The sequence below is a fragment of the Streptomyces sp. NK15101 genome (genome assembly GCF_020400725.1).
GTDB lineage: Bacteria > Actinomycetota > Actinomycetes > Streptomycetales > Streptomycetaceae > Streptomyces.
In genome coordinates, this window is sequence record NZ_JAINVG010000006.1 from 99,207 (window position 1) to 116,110 (window position 16,904).

The window sequence follows — 16,904 nt, forward strand, 5'->3', positions numbered from 1 at the left end:
GGAATCACACGGGCCCCCGCCGCCGGAGAAGAGCGAAAGGCACGAGGTGACGGACTCCATGGCCGACATTGAGCGCGTCGGAGTGGTGGGCTGCGGCCAGATGGGCGCGGGCATCGCAGAGGTGTGTGCCCGGAGCGGGCTCGAGGTGAAGGTCGCCGAGACCACCGGCGAGGCGCTGGAGATCGGCCGCACACGGCTCTACAACTCGCTGGCGAAGGCCGCCGAACGCGGCAAGATCAGCGAGGAGGAGCGGGACGCGACGCTCGCCCGCCTCAGCTTCACCACCGACCTGGGCGAGTTCGCCGACCGCGACCTCGTCATCGAGGCGGTCGTGGAGAACGAGCAGGTCAAGACCGAGATCTTCCAGGTCCTCGACCAGGTGATCACCCGGCCGGACGCCATCCTGGCCTCGAACACCTCCTCCATCCCGCTGGTGAAGCTGGCCGTGGCGACCTCCCGCCCCGACCAGGTCATCGGCATCCACTTCTTCAACCCGGCCCCCGTGCAGAAGCTCGTCGAGCTGATCCCGGCCCTCACCACCTCCGAGGGCACGATCAGCCGGGCCCAGGCCTTCGCGGAGAAGGTGCTCGGCAAGCACGCGATCCGCGCCCAGGACCGCTCCGGCTTCGTGGTGAACGCGCTGCTCGTGCCGTACCTGCTCTCGGCGATCCGGATGTTCGAGTCGGGCATCGCGAGCCGCGAGGACATCGACAACGGCATGGAGTTCGGCTGCGCCCACCCGATGGGCCCGCTGAAGCTCTCCGACCTGATCGGCCTGGACACGATCGCGTCGATCGCCGACTCGATGTACTCCGAGTTCAAGGAGCCGCTGTACGCCGCTCCCCCGCTGCTCCAGCGCATGGTGGACGCCGGCCGGCTGGGCCGGAAGACGGGCTCGGGCTTCTACCCGTACTCCTGAGGCCCCGTGCTCCTGGAAAAGGAGCGCCCCCAGACCCGGAGTCCGGCGTCCGACCCCTGACGCCGTCGCTCCGGCCGGACGGCCCGTACACCCGCACAGGTACGGGCCGTCCGGCACATCGTGCTCCGCGTCTCAGCCGAGGCGCAGATGGTGGAGCATCAGCAGTCCGGCGGCCATGTTGGCGGCCGGGACCTCGCCCCGGGCGATCATCTCGGGGATCTCCTTCAGCGGTATCCAGGCCCTCCGCGAGGACTCGAAGGCGTCCTCGGGCGGTCCGGTGTAGGTGGCCCGTTCCGCCCAGTAGAGGTGGTGGCGGGCGTCGGTGAGGCCGTTCGAGGGTTCGACGGTGAGGAGATGGCGCAGCGGCCCCGGCCGCCAGCCGGTCTCCTCCTCCATCTCGCGTGCGGCGGCGGACTCCGGGTCCTCGCCGTCCTCGACGACGCCGGCGGCCAGTTCCCAGCCCCAGCTGTCGGTGATGAAGCGGTGGCGCCAGAGCATCAGGACTTCGTCGGCCTCGTTGACGGCCGTCGCGACGGCGACCGGGCGGAGCCGGATCAGATAGTGGTCGAGGTGGCGGCCGTCGGGGAGTTCGACGTCCGCGAGGTTCACTCGGAACCAGCGATTCTCATAGACCGAGCGTTCGCTGAGTTTCGTCCACTGCACGTTCTTGCCACCTTCCGATCGGTCGGTGCTTGTTTGGTGGCAATATCGCAGCAGTTGGCGGCTCAGAGGGGAACGCGCAGCGCCCCTTCGATGAGGGCGGCGGCCTCCCGGGCCTCCCCGCAGTCGCTCGTGAGGAGATGCTCCCGCACCTGCGTCAGCCGGTCCCGCAGCCGCCGCGACTCCATCCCCCGCGCCCGCTCCGTCATCTCCACCGCCGTGCGCGCCGCCTCCTCGGCCTCCCCCTGCCGGAGCTCGATCTGGCACAACATGGCGAGCCGGTGCACCCGGCCCCGGTCGTGCGAGGGCACGCCGACCGCCGCCGACGCGTGCCCGTGGGCGGCCTCGAGCTCGCCCAGACCGAGCAGGGCCTCCGCCACCTGGACGTTGACGAACCCCGGCTGGACGTAGCCGGTCTCGACCGGCTCCTCCCCCGGGCTGATCCGCTCCGCCGCCGCCTCGGCCCGCCGGATGCAGGCCAGCGCCGCGGCCCGGTCGCCCAGATGCGCGTACGCCTTCGCCTGCATCGCCGTCAGGTCGGCGGCGAGCGCCGGGGTGATCTGCCGCCCCGCCGCCCGCAGCGCCGCCTCCGCGAACGCCACGGCCTGCCGGTACTCCCCGGTGAACAGCGACTGATTGACGAGGAGGGCGATCACGTACGCGCCGAGGCCCCGGTCCCCGCTCGCCTTCGCGAGCCGCAGCGCCTGGTGGAAGTAGCGCTGGGCGAGGCCGTGCGCGTCCGCGTCGTACGCACAGATTCCGGCCACCGCGACGAGCCCGCCGGCGGCCCGGTGCAACTGGCGCCCCAGCGCGTCGCTGTACGCCCCCCGGAGCAGCGGCGCGGCCTCGGCGTTGAGGAAGCCGACGATCCGCGCCCGGGTCGCGATGCCGCCCGCCCTTCGGTACATCTGCTCGTAGTGCGACCGGGCGGCGCTCAGGACGGCGATGTCGGCCGCCGAGACCGCCGTCCGGCCCGTACGCGAGACGTCCACGTCCTCCGGCGGGTTCTCCCACTCCCACACCGGCATCACCGCCTGCGTGCCGGTGACGGCCGGGGCGGCCACGATGTGCGGCCGCTGCTGCTCGTCGGAGCGCCACAGCGCGGCCGCCCGCTCCACGAAGCCGGACAACGGCGAACCGCCGGCCGGCGGCGGGCCGCCCGGCACCCCGAGGCCGATGTCGTCCAGGGTGACCTGCCGGTGCAGCCGGGCGGCGAGCACCTCGCAGATCAGGTCCGGCACCTGGCCGCGCGGCCGCTGCCCCTTCAACCAGCGGGCCACGGCGGTGTGTTCGTACCGCAGGGCGAGGCCCCGGGCCCGCCCCGCCCGGTTCACGTGCGCGGCCAGGCCGGCGTTCGAGACGCCCGCTTCGTCGAGCAGGGCGTCGAGCAAGGTGTTGGGCTGCATGGCCGCTCCGGTCGCTCGCATGGCCGCTCCGCTCGGTGAACTCAGCGTAGCGGTGGCCGAATTCATGCGGGGCGAACCGAACGGAAGCCCCCCGTACCGGTGATTTCACACGGGGTGTGAACGAAGTACCCGTTCTCCCGGTCCGCGTACTCTGCCACGCCCGTCCCGGTCCCGGTTGACTGTGCTTCTCGCCGCAAGGCGACGACCGGGCCGCCGGCTCCCCCTCGTACAGTGCGGCCGCCCGGTCCGCGCCGCCCGCCCCGCTGATCTGCCCGACACTCCGTGGCGGGGCGGGCGGCGCCGACCCCGACCTCCTCCGCTCAGCGGTGGGAGGAGGAGGCGGGCCGGGGTCGGCGCAGCCCGGGTTCGGCGGGCTGCGCCGGCACCCGGACACGGTCGTTGCGCACGACGAGCAGCGCGATGTCGTCGGCGAGCCGGCCACCCGTGTGGTGCAGCAGCTCCGCGTGGACCCGCCGGACCAGGGCGGCGGGCGCCTCGCCGGGCACCCCGGCCAGCGCGGCGTCGAGCGCGAAGAACCGGCCCCGCTGGTCACGGGCCTCCTCCGCGCCGTCGGTGTGCAGGACCAGCGTCTCGCCGGGCCGCAGCCCGGCCGCCGTGTACGGCACGAGCACGGCGGGCAGCGGCAGCACCCCGAGCGGGGGCAGCGGGTCCCCGACCGCGAGCCGCTCCACCCGCTGCCCGAGGCGGTACGGGCCGGGGTGACCGCAGTTGAGGACGGCGAGCCGTCCGTCGGGACGGACCTCCACGAGCAGCAGGGTGACGAACTCCTCCGCCACCGGATGCTCGGGATCCGCCCCGGCCCTCGCCGGATGCTCCTCCCGCGCCCGCTCCCGCAGATGGCGCTCCAGGGTCCGCTCCAGACGCCGCAGCACCCCGGCGATTTCGGGCTCGTCGTGCGCCGCCTCGCGGAAGCTGCCGAGCACCGCGACCACCGCGCCGAGCGCGGGGAGCCCGTGGCCCCGGACGTCCCCGATGACGATCCGCACGCCGTAGGGGGTGGCCACCGCCTCGTACAGGTCCCCGCCGACGGACGCGCCCCGGCAGGAGGAGAGCTGCCCGGCGGCCAGTGCGAGGCCGTCGAGACGGGCCGGCAGGGGGCGCAGCAGGACCCGCTGGGTGGCGGCCGCCACGGCCCGGACGCGGGCGAGTTCCCGCGCGAGCCCGTGCCGGACGCCCAGCACCATGCCGAGACCGACGGTGAGGAAGACGACGCTGGTGGCGATCCGCATGGGCAGCCCGGGCTGCCGGGCCAGCGGACAGCCGTACTTCCACGCCACCGCCACGGCGCCCCACGCGGTGGGAAGAGCGAGCGGGGCCAGCCGGCGGAGCCGGGAGCCATCGGCGAGCAACGACCTGGTACGGATCATGCACGGCCCTTCCCGAGCCCCGACAGCGCCCGGAAGCGCTGCGGCACACAGGTCCGCCCCTGCGGCCGCGTCGATTCTGCCGATGCCGCGGTCCGCCACGGAACGCCCCCGGGGGATCTCACCCGAAGGAGTGAGCGCCAGGACCGCGCCGGACCGCGCCACCGTCGCGCCACCCGCACAGACACGGGAATCCCGTACGGGCGCGCGGGCACGTCGGGCCGTCGGGCGGGGGCGTCCGCCGTGCGGAGCGGGCCGCCGCGCGGGTCGTGATGCCCACCACCCGCGCGTAGAGCCGTTCCGCTCCGGCGAGGTCGCCGCGCCGCTGCCGGACGGCGCCCAGGGCGTTCAACGACGGAGCCAGCCGGGAATCATCGGGGCCGTGGACCCGCTCGTGGAGACGCACCGCGAAGAGCAGGATCTCCTCCGCCTCGGCGGGCCGGCCCAGTGCTTCGAGCAGGATGCCCAGGGCCGACGCCGCCTCGGCCGCCTCGGCGGAGACGGAGCCGGAGCCGGGCGCGGCGCGGGCCTGCCGGAGGGCCGCGCGCAGGTCGCCCTCGGCCTGCGCGTACCGGCCCTCGGTCTCGTTCCGCCGGGCGCGGGCGAGGTGCCGGCGCACCCGCCGTGCCGTCGCGTCCACGATGGCCGCCCTCGGCGTGCTAGGCGGGGACCTTCGCCCGGGCCCGGCGACGGCCGGCGGTGTCTCCGGCGAGGTTCTTCACGAGGTGGTCCACCACGTGCTCCGCGTCCCGGCCCGCGCCGCCGATGAGCATCGACGCGAAGGCGTACTGGAAGGCCAGGCCGACGAAGTACAGCCCCGGCGACGAGGCCACCACGCCGCGCCGTTCCAGCGGCCAGCCGTCCTCGCCGGTGACCGGGAGGTCGATCCAGGAGAAGTCCTGCCGGAAGCCGGTGCACCAGACGACGTTCGCGACGTCGAGGACGCGTCCGCCGTCGAGGACCGGCAGGCCGTCGCTGACGCCGATGGTCCGCTCGGGCGCCGGCTCGACGCCGACACGGGTGAGGTCCGCCCGCTTGACGCGGATCAGCGGCCCGCCGTGGGCGCGGACGCCTGGACGCATCCTGCGGCCGACGGGCGTGCGCAGGGTCAGCACGTGCTGCGCCAGGAACCACAGCACCGGGAAGATCGCGTGCGCCGGCCCGCCCTCGATGTCGAACGGGATCTCCCCGTGGATCGTGCCGCTGAGCACGGTCGGATGGCCGGCCGAGCCCGCCTCGTACGCGATGTCCCCGCCGGAGTGCGAGGCGCCGACCACCAGCACGCCGCCGGGCCGCAGCTGTGCCGGGTTCTTGTAGGCGCTGGAGTGCAGCTGCATGATGCGCGGGTCGAGCCCGCCCGCGAAGCCGGGGACGTACGGAGTCCGGCCGAACGTGCCCGAGGCGACGACGACGTGGTCGCACAGATAGGTCGTCGTACGCGTCGTCACGGCGTACCCGCCGTCCTCCCGGCCCACCCGGGTGACGCGCTCGCCCGCGCGTACGGGCAGGTGGAAGGTCTCGGCGTACGCCTCCAGGTAGTCGGCCATCTCGTCCTTGGTGGGGAAGGACATCGGCGGCGCGGGAAAACGCATCCCGGGCAGCGAGGCGACCCGCGCCGGGCTGAAGAGCCGCAGGGAGTCCCAGTGGCACCGCCAGTTGTCGCCGACGCGGGCGTTGCCGTCGAGGACCACGAACGGCCGACCGTACCGGGCGAGGTGGTATCCGGTGGCGAGGCCCGCCTGCCCGGCTCCGATGACGACCGTCTCGATGTGTTCCGTCCTGTCGGTGGGGTTCATCGCCGGCCTCCTCGTTCGTTCCGTGTCATCGACACTAGGGAGGTGGGAGCCGTGACCTCTTCGGGAGAACACCCCAATCCCGCGGCGCGCCGGCGATGGGTGTTTCTGTCCAACGTGCCGGTGCCCGAGGCGCATCTGCTGGGCCTCGCCGTCGGCGCGGCGCTCCAGCGCACCCGCCCGTGGCCGCTGCCGGGACCGGGGTACGCGCACGGCCTCGTGGGCCTGCCGCTGTGCGCCGCGGGCGCGTGGCGCATCGCGCGTGCGGTGCGGGCCGCCCGTACCACCGCCCTCGCCGATCCGGGCCTGCTCGTGGTGACGGGGCCGTACGCCGCCGCGCGGAACCCCATGTACGCCGGTTGGGCGCTGCTGCACCTCGGCGCGGCGGTGGCCGGCGGCTGGGGCTGGGTGCTCGCCTCGTACCTCCCGGTCGCCGCGTGGATGCACCGGGAGGTGCTGCGCGAGGAGCGCGCGCTCGACGAGGCGTTCGGCGCCGAGTACCGGCGCTACCGGAGGGCCCTGCCGCGCTACCTGCCCCGGCCCACCAGGTCGTGCTCGTAGGCGTAGGCCGTGGCCCCGGATCTGGAGGTGAGGCCGAGTTTGGCGAAGATGTTGCTCAGGTGGCGGGCCACCGTCTTCTCGCTGAGGACCAGTTCCTCGGCGATGGCGTGATTCGTCCGGCCGGTGGCGACGAGGCGCAGGACCTCGGTCTCCCGAGGACTGAGGCCGCCGCCGGCCCGTGGCCGGTCGTGGGCCGGCGCGTCGAGCCGGGCGAGGTCGGGGGCGGCGCCGAGCCGCCGGAACACCTGACGCGCCACGTCCAGTTCCAGCCGGGCCGTGCCCACGTCGCCCAGCCGCCGCCGTACGAGGGCGAGCAGCACGACGGAACGGGCGCGGTCGTACGGGGCCTCCAGCTCGCCCCAGGTGCGGCAGGCCTCCAGCAGGACGTCGAGCGCGGCCGCGGCGTCGTCCTCGGCCAGGAGCACCGCCCCGCGCGCGTGGGCGGAGACGGCGCGCAGCAGCGGGGCGCCGACCTCGTCGGCGATCCGCGACAGCTCCTCCGAGGCGGCCCGCGCCCCGGGCACGTCGCCGACGGCCAGCACGATCTCCACGTACGCGGTCAGCACCCTCGCCCGGCCCAGCCGGTCCCGCTTCTCGTCCGCCGCGCCCCGGATCGCCGCGACGGCCTCGTCGACCCGGCCCTGGGCCATCCACAGCTGGGCGAGTCCGGGCTGTGTCCGGTGACCGCACTCGCCGGCCTGCCGGTAGCCCTCCTCCGCGCGGGCGAACGCGCCGCGCATCCGGTCCAGCTCTGCCTGCTGGTAGAGGGCCATGCCGAGCGCCGGCCGGTTCGGCGGCTCGGAGAGCCGTTCGCAGGCCCGCCGCGCCTCCTCCAGCGCGTCCGGCCACGCCCCGCGCGTCTGGAGGACCTGGGAGCGGTGGACCAGGCACTGACCGCGGTAGGGCACGAGGTCCGGCTGGGTCGCGCACCAGTCGGACAACGCCGCCGTCCACTCCTGCGCGCGGCGCAGGTCGAAGATCTCCTGGCAGGCCTCGATCGTGCTGCAGTAGATCATCCCGGTCACCAGGGGCGACAGCTCGCCGGACGTGACCGCGACCATGGTCTCGTCGAGCAGCACCACCCCGGCCGAGGGGTCGCCGCCGGCGATCAGGGCGCGGCCCTGGCCGTGCCGGGCCAGGGCCACCAGGTCCGGGTCACCGAAGCGTTCCCCCGTCGCGGCTGCCTCGCCGAACGTGGCGAGCGCCGTGGCGGGGTCCTTGTGGACGAGCCGCATCCCTTCCGGGAACAGCAGATAGCCCTGTTCCACGCAATCGATCCCGCCGTCGTCGAGGAGCCGTCGCGCCCGGGCGAGCCAGCCGCCGCCCCGGGCCGTCTCACCGCGCAGGAGCAGCGGCACGGCCAGCCAGAAGGCGCACCGCACCGCCGGCGCCGTCCGGCCGACGCTCAGGTACGCCTGATGCGCCCGCTCGGTCGCCGCGGCGCACTCCGCGTCGTGTCCGACCAGATGGGCGACGGTGGCGAGCCGCACGAGGTCGTCGGGCCCCAGCGGCTGTTCGTCGTCGGCGTCCGAGAACCCGGCATAGGCCTCCGACCACGCCTGGCGGGCGAAGGCGTCCCGGGCGCGTTCGAGTTCCGCGGCCACGTCCATGGCGCCTCCCACGACCATTGCACCTCACGGCCGCGGTCTTGTCAGGCGGGACCACGGGACGCCCGGCCGGGGCGGAGGCCGGAGTCCGGCACGGCCCCACGCACGAGGGGGCCGGCCCGGTGTGGTCCGGACCGGCCCCCTCCTGGGGTGTGCGTGATCAGGCGCCGCGCAGGACGGCGCCCGTGCGCTCGGCGGCCAGGGCCACCGCGGCGTCGCGGGCCGCGCTGGCCTCGTCGACCGTCAGGGTGCGGTCCGAGGCGCGGAACTTCAGCGCGTACGCCAGGGACTTGCTGCCCGCGCCGAGCTGGTCGCCGGTGTAGACGTCGAACAGCCGGATGGACTCCAGGAGTTCACCCGCGCCCTCGGTGAGGGCGGCCTCGACCTCGGCGGCCGGGACGTCCGCGGCGACGACCAGGGCGACGTCCTGGGTGGCGACCGGGAAGGAGGAGATCCGGGGGGCCTTCGCGGGGCCCCGGTTCGCCTGCTCCAGGAGGTCCAGGTCGATCTCCATCGCGCAGGCGCGGGCCGGGAGGCCGAACGCCTTCACCACGCGCGGGTGGAGCTCGCCGGCGTGGCCGACGAGGACCTTCTCGCCGTCCACCTCGACGTGGAACGCGGCGCAGCGGCCAGGGTGCCAGGGCGCGTGCTGGTCGGCACTGATGATCAGCTCGACACCCGCCTCGGCGGCCACGGTCCGGCCGGCCTCGATCGCGTCCGCCCAGTCGGACGGACGGCCCTTGCCCCACCAGCCGGCCTGCTCGCGCGCACCGGCGAGGACGACGGCGGCGCGGCGCGGCTGCTCGGGCAGCGCGGCGTTGACCGAGGCGATCTGCTCGTCGGAGGGGCGGCGGTCGACGGGCAGCCGGACGGCGACGCCCGGCTGGCCCTCGGTGGGACGGAAGACCAGACCGGTCTCGAAGAGCGCCAGGTCGTGGCTGCCGCGGCTGTCGTTGCGGCGGAGCGCGCCGAGCAGACCCGGGAGCAGCGTCGTCCGGAGCGCGGGCTCCTCGTCCGAGAGCGGGTTGACCAGCTTCACGAGGCGGCGACGGGCGTCGTCCGCGTCGAGACCGAGCTGGTCGAGGGCCTGCTCGCCGATGAACGGGTAGTTCAGCGCCTCGACGTAGCCGGCGCCGGCCAGGGCGCGGCCCACCCGGCGGTGGGTGCGCTGGCGCTCGGTGAGCCCGCGGCCGGCCGGGGGCTTCGGCAGCGTGGAGGGCAGGTTCTCGTAGCCCTCCAGGCGGATGACCTCTTCGGCCAGGTCGTTCGGCACGTAGAGGTCGGGACGCCACGACGGGACGGTGACGACGAGCTCGTCCTGGCCGTAGACGTCGCAGCCGACCTCCTGGAGGCGGCGGACGACGATCTCGCGGCCGTAGTCGACGCCCGCGACCTTGTCCGGGTGGTTCGCCGGCATGGTGATGGTGTGCGGCGCGGAGGGAGCGGCGATCTCGGTGACGCCGGCCTCGGCGGTGCCGCCCGCGAGGAGCACGAGCAGGTCGACCGTGCGCTGCGCCGCCGCGGCGGCGGCCTGCGGGTCGACGCCCCGCTCGAAGCGCTTGGACGCCTCGGAGGCCAGCTTGTGGCGGCGGGCCGTGCGCGCGATCGAGATCGCGTCGAAGTGCGCGGCCTCGATGACGACCTCGGTGGTGCCGGTGACGATGCCGGTCTCCGGGTCGGTGACCGGGTCGGCGATCTCGGTGTTGGCACCGCCCATGACACCGGCGAGGCCGATCGGCCCGCGGTCGTCGGTGATGACCAGGTCCCCGGAGTCGAGGACGCGCGCGGTGCCGTCGAGGGTGGTGAACTTCTCGCCGGCGGCGGCGCGGCGGACCCCGATGGGGCCTTCGATCCGGCTGCGGTCGTAGGCGTGCAGCGGCTGGCCGAGTTCCATCATCACGTAGTTGGTGATGTCGACGGCGAGCGAGATCGGGCGCATGCCGACCTTCTGCAGGCGGCGCTGCAGCCAGATCGGGCTGCGGGCCTCGGGGTCGAGACCGACGACCGTGCGGGCCGTGAAGCGGTCGCAGCCGATCGGGTCGGCGATCTGGACCGGGTAGCCGTACGAGTTGGGCGCGGGCACGTCGAGGAGCGCCGGGTCGCGCAGCGGCAGGCCGTAGGCGGTGGCCGTCTCGCGGGCGACGCCGCGGATCGAGAGGCAGTAGCCGCGGTCCGGGGTGACGGCGATGTCGAGGACCTCGTCGAACAGCTCCAGGAGGACCGTGGCGTCGGTGCCGACCTCGTGCTCCGGCGGCAGCACGATGATGCCGTGCGTGCCGTCGTCGCCCATGCCGAGCTCGTCGCCGGAGCAGATCATGCCCCGGGAGACGCGGCCGTACGTCTTGCGCTCGGCGATCCGGAAGTCACCGGGGAGCACGGCGCCGGGCAGCGCCACGACGACCTTGTCGCCCTCGGCGAAGTTCCGGGCGCCGCAGATGATCTCCTGGGGCTCGCCGGTGCCGTTGGCCTGGCCGACGTCGACGGTGCAGAAGCGGATGGGCTTCTTGAACTCCGTCAGCTCCTCGATGGTGAGGACCTTGCCGACCACCAGCGGGCCGGTCAGGCCGGCGCCGAGCTGCTCGACGGTCTCGACCTCGAGGCCTGCCGAAATGAGCTTGGCCTGGACGTCGCGGCCGGTCACCGTCGCCGGCAGGTCGACGTACTCCCGCAGCCAAGAAAGCGGGACCCGCATCAGATCTCCATCCCGAACGGCCGGGTGAACCGGACGTCACCCTCGACCATGTCTCGCATGTCTTCCACGTTGTGGCGGAACATCAGCATCCGCTCGATGCCGAACCCGAAGGCGAATCCGCTGTACTTCTCGGGGTCCACACCGGCGGCGACGAGCACCTTCGGGTTGACCATGCCGCAGCCGCCGAGCTCGATCCAGCCCTCGCTGCCGCAGGTGCGGCAGGGACGGTCCGGGTTGCCGACGGACTCGCCGCGGCAGACGTAGCAGAGCATGTCCATCTCGGCGGACGGCTCGGTGAAGGGGAAGAAGTTCGGCCGCAGCCGGGTCTTCATGTCCGGGCCGAAGAGCGCCTGGACCATGTGGTCGAGGGTGCCCTTGAGGTCGGCCATGGTCAGGCCCTCGTCGACGGCGAGCAGCTCGATCTGGTGGAAGACCGGGGTGTGCGTGGCGTCGAGCTCGTCGGTGCGGTAGACGCGGCCGGGGCACACCACGTAGACCGGGGGCTCCCGGTCGATGAGGGTGCGGGCCTGGACCGGCGAGGTGTGCGTACGGAGCACGACGCCGGACTCGTCGCCCGTGGTGCCCTCGGGGCCCTGGACGAAGAAGGTGTCCTGCATCTGCCGGGCCGGGTGGTCCGGGACGAAGTTGAGGGCGTCGAAGTTGAACCACTCCGCCTCGACCTCGGGGCCCTCGGCGACCTCGTACCCCATGGAGACGAACACGTCGGAGACGCGCTCCATGAGCGTGGTCAGCGGGTGCCGGGCGCCGGCCGGGACGCGGTCGTACGGCAGGGTGACGTCGACGGCCTCCTCCACGAGGACGCGGGCGTCGCGCTCGGCCTCCAGCTCGGCCTGGCGGGCGGCGAGCGCCTTGGAGACGACGCCACGGGCCTGGCCCACGAGCTTTCCGGCGGCGGCCTTGGCCTGCGGCGGCAGGGCGCCGATCTCCCGGTTGGCGAGCGCCAGCGGCGAGGTGCCGCCGGTGTGCGCGGTCTTCGCGTGCGCGAGCGCGTCGAGGTCGCCCGCGGCGGCGAAGGCGGCGAGCGCCTCGTCCCGCATGCGCTCGATCTCTTCCGGTTTCAGCGCCTCGACCTCAACCGGGTCGTACGACTTATTGGGTGCGGACATCTCTTCCCGTGCTTCCGTTGGCTGGCTGGGCGGCCCCGCTCGACGTCAAGGGCGCAAACGTGCCAAAGGACGAGTCTAACGGGGCGCGGGGACGCGGATGAGCCCGTGGGCAGGCCGGACGGCTCCTGATCTCGTACGGTCTCGACTGCTGAGACGTCAGAGGAGGTGGGCCGGGGTGCCGACGGGCAGGATAAATCGGAACTCGGCCCCGCCACGGGGGCCCCGTCCGACGGTGATGGTGCCGCCGTGGGCCTCGACGAGGCCCTTGACGATGTAGAGGCCGAGGCCGGTGCCGCCGCGCTTGCTGCCCCGCCAGAAGCGGGTGAAGACGCGGCTCATCGACGCTTCGGGGATGCCGGGTCCCTCGTCGTTCACGGTGACCTCCGTCCCCTCTTCTCCGTCGTCGCCCAGCGTGGTGGGTGCCACCTCGATGGTGACGGTTCCCTCGCCGTGGCGCACCGCATTTTCGAGGAGGTTGCCGAGGATCTGGTCGATCTTGTCGGGGTCGGCCCAGAGCGCGGGCAGCTCCGGCCTGATCCGTACGAAGAAACGGTCGGGGGGCTGGCCCGCGGTGGTGTGCACCTGGATGTGCCGGCCGACGGCGGCGGCGATGTCGACGGGCTGGCGGCGGACTTCGAGGCGGCCGGAGTCGATCCGGGAGATGTCGAGGAGTTCGGCGATGAGCCGCTTGATGCGGCCCGCGTCGGCGTCGACCGTCTCCAGCATGAGCCGCTTCTGCTCGTCGTTGAACCGTTCCCACTTGTCGAGGAGGGTGGCGGTGAAGCCCTTCACGGAGGTCAGCGGCGAGCGCAGTTCGTGGGCGACGGTGGCGATGAGTTCGGCGTGGCTGCGCTCGGTGCGGCGGCGCGCCTCGGTGCCGCGCAGACAGACCACGACGCGGCGGACGGGGCCGGTGGGGTGCTCGCGGACGTAGCGGGCGGAGACGAGGACCTCGCGGCCGCCGGGGAGCAGCAGGTTGCGCTCGGGCTGGCCGCGGCGGATGGAGAGTCCGCCGTACGGATCGGTCAGCGCCCACCAGCGGCGCCCCTTGAGGTCCTCCAGGGGCAGCGCCTCGTCGAGGGGGAGACCGAGGGCCCGGTCGCCGGGGACGGCGGTGATGCGGCCGGCGGCGGCGTTGAAGCAGACGACGCGGCCGGTCTCGTCGGCGATGACGAGACCGTCGGGCAGGTCGTCGGGGTCGATCCCGGCGAAACCGGCCGCCGCCACGGCGCCCGGCGGCTCGGCGCGGGGCGGCTCCGGGGCGCGGGGCGCGGTTCCGGACGACCCGTGGGCGTCCGGTGCGGGCCCCGGTTCGGGCGGTTCCGGGGCGTGCGGCACGGTGCTCCGTGCCTGTGCGGAACTGTCCGTGCCGACCGTCATCCCCGTACCCCACCCCTCCGTGTAGCGCAGTGGGCCCCCGAGAGCGTCACTCTACTGGGCGGGAAGGGCGGAATGGACCCCTCAGGCGGAGGTTCGGGGGCGCTGGGCACGGGCGGAGGCGTACAGGCAGACCGCGGCGGCGGTGGCGAGGTTGAGGCTCTCGGCCTTGCCGTGGATCGGGACGCGGACGACGGCGTCGGCGAGCGCCCGGGTCTCCTCGGGCAGCCCCCAGGCCTCGTTGCCGAAGATCCAGGCGGTGGGCCCGCCCATGGTGCCGGCGTCCAGCTCGTCGTCGAGGTCGTCCTGTCCGGCGCCGTCCGCGGCGAGGATCCGCACGCCCGCGCTCTTGAGGCCTGCGACGGCCTGCTCGACGGGGACGCCGACGGCCACCGGCAGGTGGAAGAGGGAACCGACGGAGGCGCGGACGGACTTGGGGTTGTAGAGGTCGACGGAGGCGTCGGTGAGGACGACGGCGTCGGCGCCGGCCGCGTCGGCGCAGCGCAGCACGGTGCCGGCGTTCCCGGGGTCGCGGACGTGCGCGAGGACGGCGACCAGCTTGGGCCGGGCCGCGACGATCTCCTCGAAGGGCGAGTCGAGGAACCGGCAGACGCCGACGAGGCCCTGCGGGGTGACGGTCTGGGAGACCTCGGCGAGGACGGCGTCGGAGGCGAAGTGGACGCGGGCGCCGGCGGCGCGGGCGGCGTCGACGATGGCGTCGTAGCGCTCGGCGGCCTCGACGGTGGTGAACAGCTCGACGAGGGTGGGCTCTCCGCCGGGTCCGCGGTGCTCCACGGCCTCGCGGACGGCCTGCGGGCCCTCGGCGATGAAGAGGCGGTCCTTGCCCCGGAAGTTGCGCTTGGCGAGCCGCCGGGCGGCGACGACGCGCGGGGAACGCGGGGAGATCAGCTCGGGGGTGACCATGGGGTGCGGCGGTTCTCTCTTCGGGGCCGGGGTGCGGCCGGGGCCGATGGCCCTGGCGCCGGGACTACGGGTTCTCGGGGGCCGACGCACCCGGACCCGCAGGCGCGAGCGCACCTGCGGGTCCGGGCGGAAGTACTGCGGCCTGGAAGATCAGGCGGCGGCCTTCGGGGCGTTGACGTCGGCCGGGAGGGCCTTCTGCGCGACCTCGACCAGCGCGGCGAACGCGTTGGAGTCGTTGACGGCCAGCTCGGCGAGGATCTTGCGGTCCACCTCGATGTTGGCGGCCTTCAGACCCTGGATGAGGCGGTTGTACGTCATGCCGTTCAGGCGGGCAGCGGCGTTGATGCGCTGGATCCACAGCTGACGGAAGTCGCCCTTGCGCTTCTTGCGGTCGTTGTAGTTGTAGACCAGCGAGTGGGTGACCTGCTCCTTGGCCTTGCGGTACAGGCGCGAACGCTGACCGCGGTAGCCGGAGGCCTGCTCGAGGATCGCCCGGCGCTTCTTGTGGGCGTTGACTGCCCGCTTGACGCGTGCCACTTCTTAACTCCTTGTAGCGGGGTCGTGGTGGTCCTCACACGACCCGAAAAACGGATGGGTCCCGGTCTGTGCCGGATGCCCTCGTCGCCGAGGGCGGGAGATCAGATCAGATGCCCAGCATCTTCTTGATCTTGGCGGAGTCACCCGGGGCCATCTCGGCGTTGCCGGTGAGGCGACGCGTCAGCTTGGACGACTTGTGCTCGAGCAGGTGGCGCTTGCCGGCGCGCTCCCGCAGGATCTTGCCGGAGCCGGTGACCTTGAAGCGCTTCTTGGCACCGGAGTGCGTCTTGTTCTTCGGCATAGCGCCGTTCTCTCCTCGTCAGTGGCGCTCCCCCCGGTGCGGGCACCGGTCGGCGGGGAGCGTCATTCTTCGATTGGGTGGGACCGGACGGAATCCGGGGGCTGCCGGGAGGCAGCCCCCATGGATCACGCCTCGGCGTTCTCGGCCGGGGTCTCCGTCGAGGTCTCCTCGGCAGCGGCGGCGGGGGCCTCGGACGAACCGCCCTGACGCTCCGCCTTGCGCGCGGCCTGGGCCTCGCGGGCCTCGGCCATGGCCTCGGTCTTCTTCTTGTGCGGACCGAGAACCATGATCATGTTCCGGCCGTCCTGCTTCGGGTTGGACTCGATGAACCCAAGCTCCTGGACGTCCTCGGCGAGGCGCTGCAGAAGTCGGTAACCGAGCTCCGGGCGGGACTGCTCACGACCACGGAACATGATCGTGATCTTGACCTTGTCGCCCTGCTTGAGGAACCGGACGACGTGACCCTTCTTGGTGTCATAGTCGTGCGGGTCGATCTTCGGCCGGAGCTTCATCTCCTTGATGACCGTGTGCGCCTGGTTCTTGCGCGCCTCACGGGCCTTCATGGCCGACTCGTACTTGAACTTCCCGTAGTCCATGAGCTTGCACACGGGCGGGCGGGCGTTCGCCGCGACCTCGACCAGGTCGAGGTCGTACTCCTGAGCGAGCTCCAGGGCCTTGGCAAGGGGGACGATGCCCACCTGCTCGCCGCTGGGGCCGACAAGACGCACCTCGGGAACGCGAATCCGCTCGTTGATGCGGGGCTCGGCGCTGATGGATCCTCCTCGGTAGCACCACGCGACCGCCTTGGCGGACGGACACGTCACGTGAAACAGTTGAGACCAACCGGGCCGGCACATGAAAAATGCCCCGGACGGTACACAGGCGGGGCTCCACGGAAAACCGGAGCACCACCACGGTGAACCGCGGGGCGCACATCGGGCGGCTCCATCGTCCGTACGGAACGATGGGCGCCACCTGACCGGTGACCCGCCACCCGCGAGGGTGGTCAGGTGGGAGTACGGAGCCTCCACTTGTGGGCCGGACACAGAGATGTCCAGCCGGTCGTTACACAAGGTTAGCAGGACCCGGCGGTCGGCGCGAACCGTACGTCCGCTTATCGTGTGGGCATGAGCGAGACGCCCCAGAACGAGTCCACCGACTCCCCCGACTTCGAATCCATGACCCGCGACATCGCGGAGGTCCCGGCGGTCGAGGTGATCGTGACGGTCGCCGTCAACCTGATGAGCGCCGCCGCGGTGAAGCTCGGGCTCACCGAGGAGGGCGAGGAGCACAAGGACCTCGACGAGGCGCGCAAGCTGATCCACGCGCTCGCGGGCCTCCTGGACGCCGGCGCGACGGAGGTCTCCTCCTTCCACGCGGCTCCCCTGCGGGACGGCCTGAAGTCCCTCCAGCTCGCCTTCCGCGAGGCCTCCCTGATCCCCGACGAGCCGGGCCAGGGACCGGGCGAGAAGTACACGGGGCCGGTGTACGGCTAGGACCTGACCGTCTCCGGGGGTACGGGGGTCGCCCCCGGGAGACAGCGGTCACGGGGCCGGTGTACGGCTAGGACCTGATCGTCTCCGGGGGTACGGGGGTCGCCCCCCGGAGGACAGCG

The 16,904-nt window shown here is 73.1% G+C and carries 16 protein-coding genes; 3 read left to right on the forward strand and 13 right to left on the reverse strand.

Annotation, left to right across the window (positions count from 1 at the left end; translation table 11 throughout):
* Nucleotides 1-58 precede the first annotated feature (58 nt).
* Entirely contained in the window at nt 59-919 is an 861-nt protein-coding gene (locus K7G60_RS05045) for a 3-hydroxybutyryl-CoA dehydrogenase (RefSeq protein ID WP_225799567.1), read from the forward strand.
* A gap of 132 nt (nt 920-1,051) precedes the next feature.
* Here K7G60_RS05045 and K7G60_RS05050 read toward each other — a convergent pair whose 3' ends face one another.
* The 5 genes from K7G60_RS05050 to K7G60_RS05070 all read right to left on the reverse strand — a co-directional run bounded on the left by K7G60_RS05050 (nt 1,052) and on the right by K7G60_RS05070 (nt 6,166).
* Nucleotides 1,052-1,582: an NUDIX hydrolase gene (locus K7G60_RS05050; RefSeq protein WP_225799568.1), complete on the reverse strand. Its 531-nt coding sequence runs from the start codon at nt 1,580-1,582 to the stop codon at nt 1,052-1,054.
* A 62-nt stretch (nt 1,583-1,644) separates the two neighbouring features.
* A complete protein-coding gene (locus tag K7G60_RS05055) occupies nt 1,645-2,985 on the reverse strand; it encodes a transcriptional regulator (RefSeq protein WP_225799628.1) in 1,341 nt (446 codons plus the stop codon).
* A gap of 320 nt (nt 2,986-3,305) precedes the next feature.
* Nucleotides 3,306-4,373 carry a PP2C family protein-serine/threonine phosphatase gene (locus K7G60_RS05060; protein ID WP_225799569.1) on the reverse strand — a complete coding sequence of 356 codons (1,068 nt, stop codon included), beginning with the start codon at nt 4,371-4,373 and terminating at the stop codon, nt 3,306-3,308.
* Between the two features lie 118 nt (nt 4,374-4,491).
* Entirely contained in the window at nt 4,492-5,010 is a 519-nt protein-coding gene (locus tag K7G60_RS05065; protein WP_225799570.1) for a tetratricopeptide repeat protein, read from the reverse strand.
* A 19-nt stretch (nt 5,011-5,029) separates the two neighbouring features.
* Nucleotides 5,030-6,166 carry an NAD(P)/FAD-dependent oxidoreductase gene (locus K7G60_RS05070; RefSeq protein ID WP_225799571.1) on the reverse strand — a complete coding sequence of 379 codons (1,137 nt, stop codon included), beginning with the start codon at nt 6,164-6,166 and terminating at the stop codon, nt 5,030-5,032.
* 51 nt (nt 6,167-6,217) lie between these two features.
* Here K7G60_RS05070 and K7G60_RS05075 point away from each other — a divergent pair, with 51 nt between their 5' ends.
* A complete protein-coding gene (locus K7G60_RS05075; RefSeq protein WP_225799572.1) occupies nt 6,218-6,724 on the forward strand; it encodes an isoprenylcysteine carboxylmethyltransferase family protein in 507 nt (168 codons plus the stop codon).
* On the opposite strand, the gene K7G60_RS05080 is transcribed toward K7G60_RS05075, so the two are convergent.
* The 8 genes from K7G60_RS05080 to infC form a co-directional block, all read right to left on the reverse strand.
* On the reverse strand, nt 6,691-8,334 hold the full coding sequence (locus tag K7G60_RS05080) for a helix-turn-helix transcriptional regulator (protein ID WP_225799573.1): 1,644 nt from the start codon (nt 8,332-8,334) through the stop codon (nt 6,691-6,693). The genes K7G60_RS05075 and K7G60_RS05080 overlap by 34 nt on opposite strands.
* A gap of 157 nt (nt 8,335-8,491) precedes the next feature.
* Nucleotides 8,492-11,023 (reverse strand): phenylalanine--tRNA ligase subunit beta, encoded by a 2,532-nt coding sequence (gene pheT / locus K7G60_RS05085; protein ID WP_225799574.1) that lies wholly within the window; start codon nt 11,021-11,023, stop codon nt 8,492-8,494.
* On the reverse strand, nt 11,023-12,150 hold the full coding sequence (pheS, locus tag K7G60_RS05090) for a phenylalanine--tRNA ligase subunit alpha (RefSeq protein WP_225799575.1): 1,128 nt from the start codon (nt 12,148-12,150) through the stop codon (nt 11,023-11,025). The genes pheT and pheS overlap by 1 nt, the downstream gene beginning before the upstream one ends.
* 156 nt (nt 12,151-12,306) lie before the next feature.
* The gene (locus tag K7G60_RS05095) at nt 12,307-13,530 is read right to left on the reverse strand and encodes an ATP-binding protein (RefSeq protein WP_225799576.1); all 1,224 of its coding nucleotides are present in this window, start codon (nt 13,528-13,530) and stop codon (nt 12,307-12,309) included.
* Nucleotides 13,531-13,611: 81 nt separating this feature from the next.
* Entirely contained in the window at nt 13,612-14,451 is an 840-nt protein-coding gene (locus tag K7G60_RS05100; protein WP_225799577.1) for an RNA methyltransferase, read from the reverse strand.
* 150 nt (nt 14,452-14,601) lie between these two features.
* A complete protein-coding gene (gene rplT, locus K7G60_RS05105; protein ID WP_225799578.1) occupies nt 14,602-14,988 on the reverse strand; it encodes a 50S ribosomal protein L20 in 387 nt (128 codons plus the stop codon).
* A gap of 106 nt (nt 14,989-15,094) precedes the next feature.
* Nucleotides 15,095-15,289 carry a 50S ribosomal protein L35 gene (gene rpmI / locus K7G60_RS05110; protein WP_041128339.1) on the reverse strand — a complete coding sequence of 65 codons (195 nt, stop codon included), beginning with the start codon at nt 15,287-15,289 and terminating at the stop codon, nt 15,095-15,097.
* 125 nt (nt 15,290-15,414) lie between these two features.
* Nucleotides 15,415-16,146 (reverse strand): translation initiation factor IF-3, encoded by a 732-nt coding sequence (gene infC, locus K7G60_RS05115; RefSeq protein WP_374115586.1) that lies wholly within the window; start codon nt 16,144-16,146, stop codon nt 15,415-15,417.
* A gap of 270 nt (nt 16,147-16,416) precedes the next feature.
* Here infC and K7G60_RS05120 point away from each other — a divergent pair, with 270 nt between their 5' ends.
* Complete coding sequence (locus K7G60_RS05120) at nt 16,417-16,785, forward strand: DUF1844 domain-containing protein (RefSeq protein WP_225799579.1); 369 nt, start codon at nt 16,417-16,419, stop codon at nt 16,783-16,785.
* Nucleotides 16,786-16,904 lie beyond the last annotated feature (119 nt).